Source organism: Pedobacter nutrimenti, from assembly GCF_003208655.1.
Classification (GTDB): domain Bacteria; phylum Bacteroidota; class Bacteroidia; order Sphingobacteriales; family Sphingobacteriaceae; genus Pedobacter; species Pedobacter nutrimenti.
Genome location: NZ_QKLU01000007.1, coordinates 58383 through 74159 on the forward strand (window position 1 = coordinate 58383; position 15777 = coordinate 74159).

The 15777-nt window shown below is 42.7% G+C and carries 13 protein-coding genes; 10 read left to right on the forward strand and 3 right to left on the reverse strand.

Annotation, left to right across the window (positions count from 1 at the left end):
• The first annotated feature begins 2 nt into the window (after positions 1-2).
• Genes B0O44_RS18535 through B0O44_RS18565 form a run of 7 tightly spaced genes read left to right on the forward strand, consistent with a single transcriptional unit; the run spans position 3 to position 5256 of the window.
• A complete protein-coding gene (locus tag B0O44_RS18535) occupies positions 3-1169 on the forward strand; it encodes an efflux RND transporter periplasmic adaptor subunit (RefSeq protein WP_054280982.1) in 1167 nt (388 codons plus the stop codon).
• A gap of 42 nt (positions 1170-1211) precedes the next feature.
• Positions 1212-1655, forward strand: coding sequence for a thioredoxin family protein (locus tag B0O44_RS18540; RefSeq protein WP_054280981.1), 444 nt, complete (start codon positions 1212-1214; stop codon positions 1653-1655).
• A gap of 1 nt (position 1656) precedes the next feature.
• Positions 1657-2583 (forward strand): FAD:protein FMN transferase, encoded by a 927-nt coding sequence (locus B0O44_RS18545; protein WP_054280980.1) that lies wholly within the window; start codon positions 1657-1659, stop codon positions 2581-2583.
• Positions 2580-2810, forward strand: a complete 231-nt coding sequence (locus B0O44_RS18550) for a DUF4266 domain-containing protein (RefSeq protein ID WP_054280979.1) — start codon at positions 2580-2582, stop codon at positions 2808-2810. The genes B0O44_RS18545 and B0O44_RS18550 overlap by 4 nt, the downstream gene beginning before the upstream one ends.
• 18 nt (positions 2811-2828) lie before the next feature.
• Positions 2829-4034 carry a DUF3570 domain-containing protein gene (locus tag B0O44_RS18555; protein ID WP_054280978.1) on the forward strand — a complete coding sequence of 402 codons (1206 nt, stop codon included), beginning with the start codon at positions 2829-2831 and terminating at the stop codon, positions 4032-4034.
• 17 nt (positions 4035-4051) lie between these two features.
• Positions 4052-4513 (forward strand): heme-binding domain-containing protein, encoded by a 462-nt coding sequence (locus tag B0O44_RS18560; RefSeq protein ID WP_054280977.1) that lies wholly within the window; start codon positions 4052-4054, stop codon positions 4511-4513.
• A gap of 23 nt (positions 4514-4536) precedes the next feature.
• The gene (locus tag B0O44_RS18565) at positions 4537-5256 is read left to right on the forward strand and encodes a VIT1/CCC1 transporter family protein (RefSeq protein ID WP_054280976.1); all 720 of its coding nucleotides are present in this window, start codon (positions 4537-4539) and stop codon (positions 5254-5256) included.
• A 50-nt stretch (positions 5257-5306) separates the two neighbouring features.
• On the opposite strand, the gene B0O44_RS18570 is transcribed toward B0O44_RS18565, so the two are convergent.
• Entirely contained in the window at positions 5307-5510 is a 204-nt protein-coding gene (locus B0O44_RS18570) for a hypothetical protein (RefSeq protein WP_054280975.1), read from the reverse strand.
• Between the two features lie 93 nt (positions 5511-5603).
• On the opposite strand from B0O44_RS18570, the gene B0O44_RS18575 reads away from it, so the two are divergent.
• The 3 genes from B0O44_RS18575 (at position 5604) to B0O44_RS18585 (ending at position 9689) form a co-directional block, all read left to right on the forward strand.
• Entirely contained in the window at positions 5604-8102 is a 2499-nt protein-coding gene (locus tag B0O44_RS18575; protein WP_054280974.1) for a cation-translocating P-type ATPase, read from the forward strand.
• A 117-nt stretch (positions 8103-8219) separates the two neighbouring features.
• Positions 8220-9047 carry an RteC domain-containing protein gene (locus B0O44_RS18580; RefSeq protein ID WP_054280973.1) on the forward strand — a complete coding sequence of 276 codons (828 nt, stop codon included), beginning with the start codon at positions 8220-8222 and terminating at the stop codon, positions 9045-9047.
• 48 nt (positions 9048-9095) lie between these two features.
• Complete coding sequence (locus B0O44_RS18585) at positions 9096-9689, forward strand: HD domain-containing protein (protein WP_054280972.1); 594 nt, start codon at positions 9096-9098, stop codon at positions 9687-9689.
• Positions 9690-9750: 61 nt separating this feature from the next.
• Here the strand turns inward: B0O44_RS18585 and B0O44_RS18590 are convergent, their stop codons facing one another.
• Both B0O44_RS18590 and B0O44_RS18595 read right to left on the reverse strand, forming a co-directional pair.
• Positions 9751-15258: an N-6 DNA methylase gene (locus tag B0O44_RS18590; RefSeq protein WP_054280971.1), complete on the reverse strand. Its 5508-nt coding sequence runs from the start codon at positions 15256-15258 to the stop codon at positions 9751-9753.
• Positions 15248-15682: a DUF1896 domain-containing protein gene (locus B0O44_RS18595; RefSeq protein WP_054281259.1), complete on the reverse strand. Its 435-nt coding sequence runs from the start codon at positions 15680-15682 to the stop codon at positions 15248-15250. The genes B0O44_RS18590 and B0O44_RS18595 overlap by 11 nt, the downstream gene beginning before the upstream one ends.
• Positions 15683-15777 lie beyond the last annotated feature (95 nt).

The window sequence follows — 15777 nt, forward strand, 5'->3', positions numbered from 1 at the left end:
TTATGCTTTTATCAGCAATCCATATAAAAAAATCAGCCCCATTAAAATGTGTCTTACTGTTGGCTGTCCTGGCATTTTCCCAATGCAAAAACAAATCTGCGGATGCCGAGAAGCCAGCCGTCAAAGGAGAAAACAATGTGGTCATATTAACCGATGCACAACTGAAAAACGCACCGGTAACCACTACACAGCTTTCCGACAGGAATATTGCCACCCAATTAAAGCTCAATGGCAAGATAGACGTGCCACCCCAAAGTTTGGTTTCGGTAAGTGTGCCGCTGGGAGGTTATCTGAAAAATACCAAACTATTACCGGGAATGCAGGTAAAAAAGGGCGAAGTAATCGCTGAACTGGAAGACCCGCAATACATCCGGTTGCAGCAGGATTACCTTCAGGCGAAATCAAAACTGCATTTTGCACAACTGGATTACAACCGCCAAAAAAATCTGAATGAAAACCAGGCGGCGAGCGATAAAGTAATGCAACAGGCACAGGCAGAAATGGCTGGTCAGCAGATACAGCTCAATGCACTGGCGCAGCAACTACGACTCATTAATATTAATCCTGATAAACTTTCAACAGCCACGATAGCTAAGGGTATCCGCATTTACAGCACCATCAATGGTTTTGTAAGCAAGGTGAATGTGAACATTGGTAAATACGTCAACCCTTCAGAAGTATTGTTTGAACTCATTAATCCCGATGATATTCATTTGAATTTGAGGGTATATGAGAAAGATATCAGCCATTTGAAAATCGGTCAGCAGGTAATTGCCTATACCAATAACGACCCCGGTAAAAAAATACCTGCTGAAATTATTTTGATCAGTAAGGACATCGGAATGGACGGAACCGCTGATGTGCACTGTCATTTTCACCAGTATGATAATGGACTATTACCCGGAATGTACATGAATGCGGTCATAGAACTTCAATCCACTTTTTCACAGGCATTGCCCGAAGAAAGCATTGTTGATTTTGAAGGGAAAAGCTATGTGTTTGCGGTAAGCGGTAAGCAAAAATACACCATGCTGCCGGTTACACCTGGCACACAGGAAAACGGTTTCGTTCAGATACTGAACAGCGGTGAGCTGGCAGGAAAAAACATTGTGGTACAGAACGCTTATACGCTATTGATGAAACTCAAAAATGCAGCAGAAGATGAATAGCTGCTATTGATAAATTAAATCACAATCTTAAAAATTAATAAAATGAAAAATGTAAGTGTAGCCATCCTACTGGCGTTATTTTCAAACATAGCCTTTTCGCAATCACGTTTCGATCAGGCTAAAAAAGAAGCTGCTGAAAAAAAGGAGCTGATCGTACTCAATTTTTCCGGGTCGGACTGGTGCGTTCCCTGCATTAAGCTCCATAAGAATATTATAGAAACCGAAGCATTTCAAAAACTGATTTCGGATAACGCTGTGATATATCTCAATGCCGATTTCCCGAGAAGCAAAAAGAAACAGCCGACACAGGCCGTTAAAAAAGAAAATGCAGAACTGGCAGACCAGTACAATCCGAACGGGATATTCCCTTATACGCTTTTGTTGGATGCAGAGGGTAAAATCTTAAAGACCTGGGAAGGATTGCCGGCCCAAAGTGCGGACGCTTTTACAGGTGAAATACGGAATTTCTACAACAAAAAACATTAAGATGCTACAGGAATTTCGCAAACCCCAAAGGCTGATGGGCAATGCTTTTGAAATTACCGTTGTGGATACCGATGAGCGGCAGGCACTGGAGCATATTGATGCCGCCATAGCCGAAATCCAACGGATTGAGCAATTACTCACCACTTATAAGGAAGACAGTCAAACCAACCTCGTTAACCGCAATGCGGGGGTGCAGCCTGTAAAAGTGGATGCGGAAATGTTTAACCTGATTGAACGGAGTATCCGCATCAGCCAGATTACAGATGGTTATTTTGATATTTCTTACGGTGGCATAGATAAAAGGCTCTGGAACTTCGACAAGGAAATGAAGGAGCTTCCTGATCCCGGATCTGTTAAAGAACACCTGAAACTGGTCAATTACAGGAACATCCTTTTAGACCCCGAAAAACAAACCGTTTTCCTGAAAGAGAAAGGTATGCGTATCGGTTTCGGGGGAATTGGAAAAGGCTATGCTGCCGAGATGGGCAAACGATTATTGCAGCAACGTGGTGTCCAATCCGGTGTTGTCAATGCTTCGGGTGACCTTACGGTTTGGGGAAGCCAGGCAGACGGTAAACCCTGGACGATTGGCATTGCCAATCCCGATAATGCAAGATTGCCATTTTCGTACCTGAATATAACGGATACGGCGGTAGCCACTTCAGGTAATTACGAAAAATATGTCATGATCGGAGGCAAACGGTATTCCCACACCATTAATCCCAAAACAGGAATACCCGTTTCCGGGGTCAAAAGTGTGACCATTATCTGCCCGAATGCAGAAATAGCTGATGCAATGGCTACGCCTGTAAGCATCATGGGCATCGATGCAGCGCTAAACCTTATTAACCAGATCCAACAGGTTGAATGTATCATCATTGACGATGCCAACCGCATTTATTCATCCAAAAAAATCAATTTAAAATGAAACAATTATCAAGTAAAATATTTTTAAAAGCTGCTGCTTTTATGGCAGTTTGCGCTTTGGTTTCCTGTACAACAGTAAAAGAATACCAAAAGAATAAGCTGAATGATGCCGAAATGGTACTCGGCAATCGCACCATCGAAAAAACCGAACTCAATTTTCAATCCTACCGTGAAGGCTCATCCGGTGCCAATGCAGGCAAATCTGGTGGAGGCTGTGGCTGTAATTAACCTAAAAAGAGAAAAACAATGAAAAGAATATTTTTAACAGCAGCAGCTCTTATGGCGTTATTGCATTCCCATGCGCAGACTACGCCTGTTGATACCAGCCATATATCCCGAAAATTAAAAGTTGATGAAATTAACCTGGTATCCAGCTATTATCATCAGAATGGCAATAACTCGGCAGTGACGGGTGGTATCGGTTCTGAAAGGTTGACGGATATTTCCAATGTCATAGACGTTACACTCGTTAAATATGACAGAAAGAACAGGAAAAATAAATTCAGGCTGGATGTAGGTGTAGATCATTATACCTCTGCTTCTTCCGATAGGATCGACCTGAAAGCCAATTCTTCCGCATCTCACGCCGATACAAGGTTTTATCCTTCGATTGGCTGGACGAGAGAAAATGAAAGTAAAGGCAGCACACTGATGGGTGGAGTTTCCTATTCCGGGGAATTTGACTACCAGTCTTTAGGTGCCAATATTGGCTTTGCACAGAAAACAGCCAATAAAATGGGTGAATTTACAGCCAAGTTCCAGGCTTATTTGGATCAGGTGACACTTATAGCGCCGATTGAATTAAGACCAAACTATAGTCCGGGAACTGGTGGAAGGGAACATGAACAATATGGTACCAGCGGGCGGAACACGTTTGCACTTTCACTTGCCTATTCGCAGATTATCAATCCAAACTTTCAGGTGGAACTGCTTACGGACGTTGTGCAGCAGAGTGGCTATCTAAGTCTGCCTTTTCACAGGGTATATTTTTCGGATGGTACCGTACATCAGGAAACCCTGCCCGATAAGCGTTTTAAAATCCCACTGGGGCTACGTGCCAATTATTTTCTGGGAGATCAATTTATCATCCGTACCTATTACCGCTATTACACGGACAGTTGGGGTATAAAATCACATACGATCAGTTTGGAAACTCCGATCAAATTATCACCTTTTGTTTCAGTCAGTCCGTTCTATCGTTTTTATACGCAAACAGGGGCAAAATATTTTGCGCCTTATCAGGCACATGGGGTATCGGATGAGTTTTATACCAGCAATTACGACCTGTCCAAATTCAATAGCAATTTCTTTGGTGCAGGCATACGTTACAACCTGCCCAATGGGCTTTTGGGCATACAACAGATCAATATGCTGGAATTACGATATGGTCATTATACCAAGTCGGTAGGAATGGCATCGGATATTATTTCGTTAAACATCAGGTTCAAATAAAAAATAATTAAAATAAAATGAAAAAATCAATCTTAAAAAAGATAGTAGCAGCCATAGTGCTGCTGCTTATCATCATTCAGTTCTTTGGAACAGAAAAAAATAGCAGTATTGTAGCCTCTGAAAATGCAATTACCAGGCATTATAGCGTACCTCCGAAAGTACAGGGATTGCTAAAAACAAGCTGTTACGACTGTCATTCCAATAACACCACTTATCCCTGGTACAACAATGTGCAGCCGGTAAAATGGTGGCTGGCCAGTCATGTTACTGAAGGTAAAAAGCATTTGAATTTTGATGAGTTTAATACCTATCCTGCAAAGAAGAAGCTACACAAACTGGAGGAAGTGGTAGAAACGATTAACAGAGATGAAATGCCGTTAAACTCTTACACGCTTATTCACGGCAATGCAAAACTTTCTGATGCAGACAAAAAAGAGATAGAGGCGTGGGTGAATACAGTAAAAAAAGAAATTCAATAAATCATTTAATAAAAGGAAAACAAATGGCAAATAGTAAACAAACAGGAACACTGGATAATTATCTTGACAATCACTATATGCACAAAAGCAACTGGCTGCGTGCGGCGGTATTGGGTGCCAATGACGGCATATTGTCTGTTGCCAGTATCGCTATTGGCGTAGCAACAGCCAGCAGTACAAGAGAGCCAATTATTTTAGCGGTTTTGGCAGGTCTTGTTGCCGGGGCATTGTCAATGGCTGCCGGAGAATATGTATCGGTAAGTTCGCAGACCGATCTGGAGAAAGCGGATATAAAAAGAGAGCAGCAGGAACTGGATGAAATGCCCGAAGTCGAATTGCAACGGCTAACAGAAATATACCAGAAACGGGGACTGAAAAAGGAAACCGCTCAACTTGTTGCCAAAGAATTGACGGAACACAATGCACTTGAAGCACACCTTAGGGATGAGCTTGGCATCAATGAAATCACACAGGCTAACCCCATTCAGGCGGCATTGGCATCGGGCGCAGCGTTTACGGCAGGCGGTATTTTACCCTTAGCAATAACACTGTTTTCTCCTGTAAAGAATATGGAATATGTTCTTTACATCTTTTCCATTGTATTTCTGGGTATTCTCGGTGCATTTGCTGCACGCACCGGTGGTTCAGCAATAGCAAAAGCAGTTGTTCGGATTACGCTTTGGGGAACTATTGCAATGGTATTGACCGCTCTGGTGGGGTATCTTTTTGGAGTAAAAGTATAATAGAGTTACAAGCCTTGGAAAAGAAGCGTTTTTCAGGGCTTAATCTTTCGTTAGTTCTTGCTTTTCATTTTTTTTAGCCACAAAACCACTGTCCATACGGCAGTGACGCCAAACAGAATAAAAAGCGGTACATAATAGTTTGCAAAGACACTGTGAAAATAACTGCCTGCAATGATATAAATACTGGCAATGCAAAGTTTAAATGGGATAAATTCTTTGTTTGCCCAGGTGGTTTTTTTATTGAAGAAGCTCATGTTTTATCAATTTATATATAACAAAATTATTGAAAGCAAAACACAGGAACAAAGAAAGCATATGTATTTTTAAAGATTAATATCTAATTGTTTATGTCATATAATATACCCGACCATCTGAAAGGTCTTAACGATAGCGAAGTAGCCGCTTCTAGAAGGCAATACGGCTACAACAAAATAGACGGTGTTCATACAAGCACGGTGCTGGAATTGCTGATGAATATACTCAAAGAACCAATGCTCATACTGCTCTTTGCCATTTCAGCCATTTACCTCATCGTAGGCAATTATGGTGAAGCCCTTTTTATGTTGCTGGCAATCGTTGTGGTTTCCGCCATTTCATTATACCAGGATACCCGTAGCAAAAAAGCACTGGAGGCATTGGAAAAACTGAACGAGCCATTGAGTAAAGTTATCCGCAATGCACAGGTTATTGAAATTCCGACCCACGAAATTGCGGTAGGCGATCTCTGCATTACCGAAGAAGGAAAAACGATTAACGCCGATGGCGAGATTATGCACAGCAACGACTTTTCCGTTAATGAAGCCTCTCTGACCGGCGAAAGTCTTTCTGTATTCAAAAGCAGGGAAAGCGAAGACAACAAGGTTTATAGTGGCACATTAGCAGTATCGGGACTGGCTGTATTTAAAGTGGAACAAATAGGCGCAGCAACCCGCCTTGGTAAAATCGGCGTTTCCCTTTCGGGAATAAAAGAAGAAGCCTCGCCTTTGCAACTTCAAATACGCAGCTTTGTAAAAGCTATGGCTATTGTGGGTATAGCTATTTTCGGGATGGTATGTGCCGTTAGCTATTATCATACTCAAGATCTGATTAACAGCCTGCTCAATGGGCTTACGCTGGCAATGTCTGTACTGCCGGAAGAAATTCCCGTAGCATTTACCACTTTTATGGCATTGGGTGCCTGGAAGCTGATGCGTGACGGTATCATTGTCAAACGCAGCAGCATTGTGGAAACATTAGGCAGCACAACGGTGATCTGTACTGATAAAACCGGAACCATTACTGAAAACACGATGCACCTAAAGCATCTTTACGACTACCGGTCGGATAAAATTTTAGATGAGAAAGATTTCAGCGATGTGGCACTTTCTACGCTGATTGACTATGCCATGTGGAGCAGTGAGCCTGCCCCTTTTGACCCGATGGAAAAGACTTTGCACAAAGTATATGAGCAAACACAATCCAACGACCAACGGAAAGCATTTAAAATGATACATGAGTATCCACTGGAAGGGAAACCTCCAATGATGACACATCTTTTTGAAAATGCTGAACAACAACGGATCATCGCTGCTAAAGGTGCGCCGGAAGCCATTCTTAATGTATCCACACTTTCGGAAAATGAAAAAAATAAAATACGGGAGCTTATCAAAAATTTCGGACAACAGGGCTTCCGGGTTTTAGGGGTTGCCAGCACCTCTTTTGAAGGGAATGACTTTCCTTTAAAGCAACAGGATTTCAGGTTTGATTTCCTGGGGCTGGTCGTTTTCTATGATCCGCCAAAGCAAAATATTCAGGAAGTCTTCCGCCATATTTATGACGCTGGCATTAAAGTAAAAGTAATTACGGGTGATAATACTGATACCACCAGAAGCATTGCAGCACAGGCGGGAATTTTAAACACAACCGATGCAGTAGAGGGAAAAGATATTATGGAATATTCGGATGCTAAGCTTATGGAAGCAGCCGAAGATAAAGTATTGTTTACCCGGATGTTCCCTGATGCCAAGCTGGCTGTGGTAAACGCACTAAAAAAGCAAGGTGAAGTAGTGGCCATGCTGGGCGATGGCGTAAATGACGGCCCGGCACTGAAAGCTGCTCATATTGGTGTGGCAATGGGCAGCAAAGGAACTGAAATAGCTAAAGCTGCTGCAGCATTGGTGATTACCAATGACGATTTAGACAAGCTGATTACCGGTATCGCATCCGGTCGAAGAATTTATGCGAACATTAAAAAAGCTATTCAGTATATTATTTCCATTCATATACCGATTATTCTTACGGTTTCTCTGCCTTTGTTTCTGGGCTGGGTATTCCCACAGATATTCACTCCTGTCCACGTGATCTTTTTAGAATTGATAATGGGGCCTACCTGCTCCATTGTATATGAAAACGAACCGATGGAGCGTAACACCATGTTGAAAAAGCCACGAAAAATGACGGATACATTTCTGAACTGGAAAGAGTTGGCTGTTAGCATTGCTCAGGGGTTGATCATAACAGGTGGTGTATTGTTCGCTTATCAATATACCGTGCAAAACGGCGGTAATGAAGAGAAAACAAGAGCGATGGTTTTTACGACCTTGATTTTTGCCAATATTTTATTGAGCCTGGCCAATCGCTCATTCCATTACAGCCTGTTTGAAAGTTTTAAGAACAGGAATAGGCTGTTTGTGGTAGTCAACAGCTTAACCTTTATTCTGCTGTTCGCTATATTATATATTGCACCTTTTGCCAATTTCTTTCACTTAACAGGATTAAATGCAGGCGAATTAGGTACGGCTATTGGCATTGCATCGGTATCTGTATTATGGTTTGAAGTGTATAAATGGGTGAAGCGAGTGAAATAAAGAAACATAGAAATTTTAATTAATACGCCTCGTAAAATGCTAACAGAATAGAGCATCGGCAAAACAATTTGGGTTCTTCTATTAGCAACCAATATCTGGGGCATTTAAAATAATAAAATGGAAAAATTCTATAATGAAACGCTATATAAATTGGAATTTTCAATCAATGAGTTAGAGATTGAAACCGATTGTTCTATACAACAGGTAGAAACTGTGATACACCTTATTCTTAAATGCCTGTCCGAAGTAAAAGAGTATATATTGAAAAGAGGATTTAAGAATACAGATGAGGAAATCCGTTTTTTCAAATATCAGAAACCGACCATTGTTTCAAAACTTATTTACTACAATACCATTTACAAGATTGAAGCAAGAAAACCCTATGGAGCAAAGCCAATAAAAAAATATCTTACCAAAGAACTGAAAAAGCTAAAAAGATTTTTTGATAACAATCTCGATTTCTATAAATACTATCGTAGCAATAATTCTTTTCTTGATGAAAGTTTTTTTGTACGTGGCAGGCACGATATAAAACTATGGTTGGATACTTACTATTTTCAGTCTGACCAGTCCTTTTCCACTTCACACGATTATAAGGTTGCCAAGATAATTGCTAACGACATGATACAGGTTTATGTCGAAAAACAACTATACAGCAAAACCCAGGACAATAAATCGGTAGCCACTGAAAAGTTAAATTGGACGGGAAGCAAAACGGCTATGATAGAATTAATTTACGCACTGAATTGTCAGGGTGTGTTTGATAATGGCAATACCGATATAAGATTAATAGCACAATATTTTGAAAATACGTTCAATATTGACTTAGGGAATTTTTATCAAACGTTTTTGGAGTTACGAACCCGAAAAATAAACCGTACAAAATTCCTTGATGAACTCCGGGACGGTCTTCTAAAGAAGATGGACGAACAGGACGAGAAATAATTGTGTCCATGTTCAGTACTTAGAATATAAATTTCAAATTATCAGATAATGGTAGCAGAGAATATTATTGAATTGACACGGAAATATGTATCTGAACTTTTGTCCGGCAAACTTCCTGATGGTATTTTCTTTCACAATGTAGAGCATACGAAAGAAGTTGTAAAGGCAGCAATTGAAATTGCCCAAGCATGTAATTTTAACCCGAAGCAATTAGAAATTGTTACGCTTTCCGCATGGTTTCACGATTGCGGTTATACAGTGCAGTATATTAACCACGAGGACAGCAGCAAAGCCATTGCCTCCGATTTTTTAACCCGGTATGGCTATCCAAAAGATGATATAGAAAGGGTTTTAGCCTGCATTGAGGCAACACGTTTCCCACAAAATCCCCAATCGCCGGAAGATAACGTTATTGCAGATGCAGATTTGTATCATTTCACAAAACCGGATTACCCCAAATATGAACAGCGATTAAGGAAAGAGTTTGAAATACATTTGGGTAAATCCTGTACAGATGTTGAATGGAACAAAACAAACTATACTTTCTTGCAGAACCATAGTTACCATACGGAGTATGGGCAAACTGTCCTTCAAAAGTCCAAAGAAGTAAACATAGAACGGATAAAACAAATCTTACCGTAGATATGGAAAAAGTAAAAGGGGACTTGCAGATCCCCTTTTACTTTTTATCGCTCCTTTCAGTTTATAATACCCCACGGGGTAAATGAATGCCTTTAACCCGTACAATTGTTTCCGAATTATTCTGCACTTGCTTTTCGGCTTTTTCGGGTTGTTCTTCGCCCGTATCGGTTTCCGGCTTTATGGATAATTGTATTTTCCTTTCAACCGCCGCCAGTTCCGTTTTGAGGTCGCTTAATGCCTGCTCTTTCTTCCATGAGCCATTTACCACTTCCTGAAGAACCGGAAGGTCCTTTTGCAATTCAGCAATTTTCTTCTGTTCCTGCTCTAAGATACCCGGTATCTTTTCGAGCGCATTCAGAAAATTAAAGGATGCTGTTTTCGCATCGGTAGCCATCTTGCCGTTATTGTACGTGTACTTGATATTGCCCTCACCCTGAACAAAGAAACGGTTGTCCTTAATATCCACACCGTCCTTTTGCGAAACCTCTGTTTTTACTAAGAGCGTAAAACCATATAGCGTACCGATTTCCTCATACTGCCCTGCGGTGCGGGCTTTTTCGGAAAGCTGATTGAGTTTTGCCCCAACCTGCTTTACATCGGCGTTTGGTGAAAGCCCAATAAGCTGCACAGGGTTGAGTATTTCGCCCTCTTTGTTTTTCTGTATGCGCTTTTGCAGGTTTCCGAGGTCGAGGCTCATACGGTCGAAACGTGCCTGCGTACTTTCCAGTGTGGCAACAGTATCTTCCAGCTTGTATTTGGAACTAAGTTTGGAACGGTTATGCGCCTGGCGTTCGCTTTCCAGTCCGGCAATCTGCTTCTCCAGCTTTGCTTTTTCTAATAGGTCTGTATTGCCTGAAAGTATCGCCACGTATTCGGAGAAGTTCATGCCCGTTTTCTCGTCCATTCCACCTTCATCAATGGTACGTTTGCCGAGGCTGTTGCTCTTTAATTGCTCGATAAATACCTGCTTATTGTACAGCGTATTGAATTTGTAGCTATCCAGCGATTTTTGAACGGCGTAGATGAAAATATCCACTTTGTTATCGGCAAAGAATTTGGCAATATCATTGCCCTTGCGGATAGCCCTGCCATCCCGCTGTGCAAGGTCTGATGGTCGCCACGGTATATCTAAATGGTGGACAGCAACTGCCCGCTTTTGAGCGTTAACGCCCGTACCGAGCATTTCGGTAGAACCGAACAGCACCCGTATTTTTCCCTCGTTTACATCCCTGATAAGCTCCTTACGTTGTTTCTCATTTTTAGCCTCCTGAATAAACCGTATTTCATGAGCAGGGATACCGTGGTCTTCCACCAGCTTACGCTTGATTTCAGAATAGATATTCCATTCGGCGGGTTTATAAGTGCCGAGGTCGGAGAAAATAAACTGCGTTCCTTTCTGCGCATCGAATTTGTTGTAGTATTTAGCAATATTAGCCGCACAGTGCGAGGCTTTATTGTCGGGGTGGTCTTCATAACCCCGGCTAATCATCCGCATATCCAGCGACATCTTACGTGCGTAGTCTGTCGCAATCAGCATTTTTGCTTTTTCTTCGCTTTCGCTCAGCGGCGGTCTGCCTAATAATTCGGCGTTGCCCGTTTTGGCAAACTCCATCAACTTTTTGATGAAAACCTCCTGTTCCGGTGTCGGTGGGATATGGTACAGTATCTCATTCTTTTCGGGACGGTCTATGCCAATGTCCTTTGCCGTCCGGTAGTCGGTAATCTCCGAATAGAACTGCGCCAGTTCCGGCACTTTGATGAAGAAGCGGAAACGCTCTTTTGATACTATATTGTTCGCTACCGAAAATTCATAATCGGTGGTTTTACGAGCGTAAATAGCTGCCCAAGCATCAAAACAGTTGATGCCCTGTTTTTCCATTGCTTTAGGGCGCAGGTATTTAAAGAGCAAATACAGTTCAGTAAGCGAGTTGCTGATCGTCGTACCTGAAAGGAACGTTGCGCCCAAGTCTTTGTCTGTGCGCTCCTGAATGGTGCGGATGGCAAATAGCAGGTTCAAAGCCTTTTGGCTTCCCGCCATGTTGCCCAATCCCGCTACACGTTCATGTCTTGTGTTGAACATGAGGTTTTTAAAACGATGGCTTTCGTCCACTAAAATGTGGTCTATGCCCATCATTTTAAAGTCCACAACATCGTCCTTGCGGTTTTCGATGTCATGCTCCAGTGTTTTTAACCTAACCTCTAAATTTTGCTTACGAACAATTACCCCTTTGAGCATTCCCCTTGAAACTTCCTTGCCCTGTCTTTCCAAAGCCGCAAGATTTTCTTCCACGCTTTCCAATTCGGCTTCCAAAATCTGCTTTTGCATTTCAGGCGATTGCGGTATCATCCCGAACTGGTCATGCGTTAAGATGATGCAATCCCAATCGTTGTTTTTAATATCGCCGAAAATGCGCAGACGTTTCTGCGGGGTAAAATCTTCTTTGCCGGGATATAATATTTTGGCGTGTGGGTAGGCTTTGCGGTAAGTTTCCGCTATTTCATGCACGTTGGCTTTTAACCCGATGATTATCGGCTTATGTGCCAGCCCCAAACGCTTCATTTCCTGCGCTGCAGTACACATGATGAGCGTTTTACCCGCACCCACTTCATGGTCGCAGATAGCACCGCCGTTCATCTTAATCATCCAAACGGCATCTTTTTGGCTTGGGTAGAGGTCTTCAATGCCCAACGCCTTGCGGTCAAGCCCCGGAAAATCCTGATGGCTGCCGTCATATTGCGGACGAACAAAACAGTTAAAGGTGTCGTTGTATTTATCGGTCAGGCGTTGCTTAAACTCATCGTTCTGCGCAAAAAGCCAATCTGTAAACTCCCTGCGTATCTCATCAATTTTACTGTTCGCCATTTGTATGGCTTCCATATCCCGCACCTTGACTTCTTTATCATCTATAATTACCTTTTTGGTAATGTCGGGCGTGGTATTGACAAGAGCGTGTTTCAGCAGGGTAACGCCGTCAAACGTGCGGCTTTCCGACTTGATGGCGTATTTTTCTGTGATATGGATATTCTTACGGTCGCAATGGATTGAAAAATCATCGGAACTTTCGGAATAATGAATGCGGATTTCGGTATCGAACAGATGCGAAGCAAAACGATTGTAAATGCCCGCTGGTATCCAACGTTCACCGAGGTTAAAATCGAGTTCGTCAAACTCTATCCTGCGGGGCTTGGCTTCTTCGAGTGCTTTAAGACTTTCGGCAGCTTCTTTGCTATCCGGTTGCCCTGCGAGGTACGCCCGTACTTCTGCCGCTTTTTCTACTACGTTGCCCGAAACCCATTTTTCTGCAATCTCATATTCTCTTTGTGCAGGATTGTAAAAGATGCGGCCATGCAGCGCATCTTTTAAATCTTCGCCGGACATTCCGCTTAACTCCGACATATAGTTCAAATCAACCGTTCCGTACTTGTTGAGCGATGCCGCCAACGCTTCATCCGGGTTGTCCGTTGCGAGTGTTGTTGTTGCAAAACTGACAGGCTGGTGGAATATATCTGACTTATGTACCACGCCACCTACCACACGCTCCAAATAAGGTACTTCCTTACCTGCGCTATCGGTTTTAATCAATTTGATATTGTCGGCACTATTCAGATTGCCGTATCTTTTTTCAAAATCATCATACAGGCGGTTCAGTGTTTCCCGTTCTTGTTTGTACTCTTTATGATATTGTGCTTCGTGATTGTAAAGCTGCTGATAGGCATCCCGTAACCCTATATAGGCTTCGGCTCTTACTTTCTGATTGGGAGGCAATAATAGCGGACAGAATACAGCCGTGCCATTGGGTATATCCACATCCCGCAAATGCCCAACAAAACCCTTATCCGTTGCAAGGCAATCATCCCTGTGGAATGATTGCAGTTCGCCGGAATATGGTGCGGGTTCAGGGATGGTATTGTCCGTTGCAGGGGCAGGTTTGTTTTTGGGCAGTTCTTCTATTTCGCCGTTGCTATTGACACTAACAGACGAAAACAAATCGCCAATTACGGCTGATTGCTCACTTGTTCGTGACGTGATTGGAGGCTTTGGCGTTTCCTCTTGTAAACTACGCAAGGGTATATAATCGAACAGCCCCGGCTGTTGGGTGCGACCGCCTACCTTTTTCTTGGTAATGCTCGTTTTTCTTCTGACCTTTTTCGCTGGTGCGAGAACGGCAGATTGTGGCGTATTGTTAAAGAGGTCAAACAAACTCAATTGTACTTCTTCCCGTGTTGACGGCGCATCCGCTACCGCCGTGATGCCTTGCAGTGTACGGCTCATGACAGGTTGTGCCGCCGCAGGATTGGTAAAATTGAATAATGTGGGCTGTGATGTTTTTCCCCTTGCATTGCCGGTAGCTGGCTGCACGGGGGCTGGTTCAGGTACTAAAGTAATACCCGGCTGTATGGTAGGTTCATCCGGCGCAATTCCTTTATAAAGGTTCAGGTTTAAATTGCTTTTAAAATCCGCAGACAGTATTTGCCTGGCTTCTTTTGCAATTTCTTCCACACCGCCACTATGTACATATACGGTGTAGGGCTTACCGTACAGGTCGGTGGATTGAATGATTTCATCGAACACAACGGGAGCGGTATAATGAACAAAGGCATTTACGTGGTCGTTGTGCTTTGTGAGCAGTGTATCGCAAAAATCTTTTTCCAATTCCGTAAGCCCTTGTTTGCCCTCATTCTTTTGAAGTACGATAAGGTCGCTTCCAACTTCAGTTCCTGCATAATCCATAAAAAGATTGTTCGGTAGCCGTACCACCGAAACAAGATTATGCGCTGCCATCAATGCCTCACGGATAGGCTTATTGCTTGGGCTATCCAAAACACCCTGCGAGGTAATGAAAGCGAGCATACCACCATCCCGTATGGTGTCCGTTCCCTTCAGAAAAAAATAATTGTGGATACTTTTTGCTGCCTGCGCTCTTGCAGGGTCATCACCACGCGAATAGGAAAGGTCAAAGACCGAACTTGTGCCAAATGGAATATTGCTGGCAATTACATCGTAGCTGTTCAGTTCCTTTTCCGGTATTTGTTCAAAACCGTTTATTCGGATATTTCTGTCTGGGCAAATCTGTTTAAGGATTTTGCCCGTAAGCAGGTCTTTTTCATAAGCCGTAACCTGCGGCACGTCTTTATCTGTAAAAGACTGAATAAAACCGCCAACCCCTGCTGATGGTTCTAAAAATTTCTGTATCGTTATGCCGTTTTCCTTGAAAATATCGGATAGCATATTTATAATTTCGGGAGGGGTGTAAAACGCCGTCAGTACCGAGCTGCGCATACTGTCCACATAATGTTTGTATTGCTTTTCGTCTGGGGCATTTTCTTTCAGCATCCGGTGGAGTTCCTGCGTTTCCTCAAAATAGGTTCGCTCATAGTCTTTCCATTGCCTTATGTCTGTTGGATGCTCTGCGGGATTTAAGATGAATTTTATCCCGCCGAAACCGCTATACTGCAAAAGCTGCTGCCGCTCGGCTTCGGTAGCTTGGCGTTTTTCCTTTTCTAACCTGAACATGACCCGCAACGCCTCAATATTCAATTTCAGGTGTTCACGTTGATTAAATGCCATAGTCCTCGATATGAATTGCTATGGTTCCCGTGATTTCTGTATAGAGCAGGTCGTGGTCGGTGGTGTAAGCAAAGTCATCCGTTAGCACATATTTGGCAAATACGGGTTCGCAGATTGGCAGCATCTTTAATGCGAACGGGCGGAGTTCTTCGTCCAGCATGATGCTGTTAAACTCATTGCAAACCACTTGAAAAACAGTGTCGAATTTGGAATAGTGAAGTCCCTCAAACAGTATGTAATCTGCGATACGGTTGCATTGCTCTGTGGAGTTTCCCGAACTAAATGCACCCTCGTAGGCGTTTGCCGCCCATTTGGAACGTTGCTCGATAAATCTTTGGTCATGTGCTTTTTCGGGGAAGCTGGTATTTAATAATTCCTGTAACCTTAACGAGAAATAAGAGAGGTCTTTTTGCTGTGTACTCATATTGATTTTGTTTAAAATTTTCAATGAGTAGCTAAAGTATTATGGCAATAAACTGCCACGTCAAAAGCGGTAGCAGTTGGCTTTTAGTGGCAGTT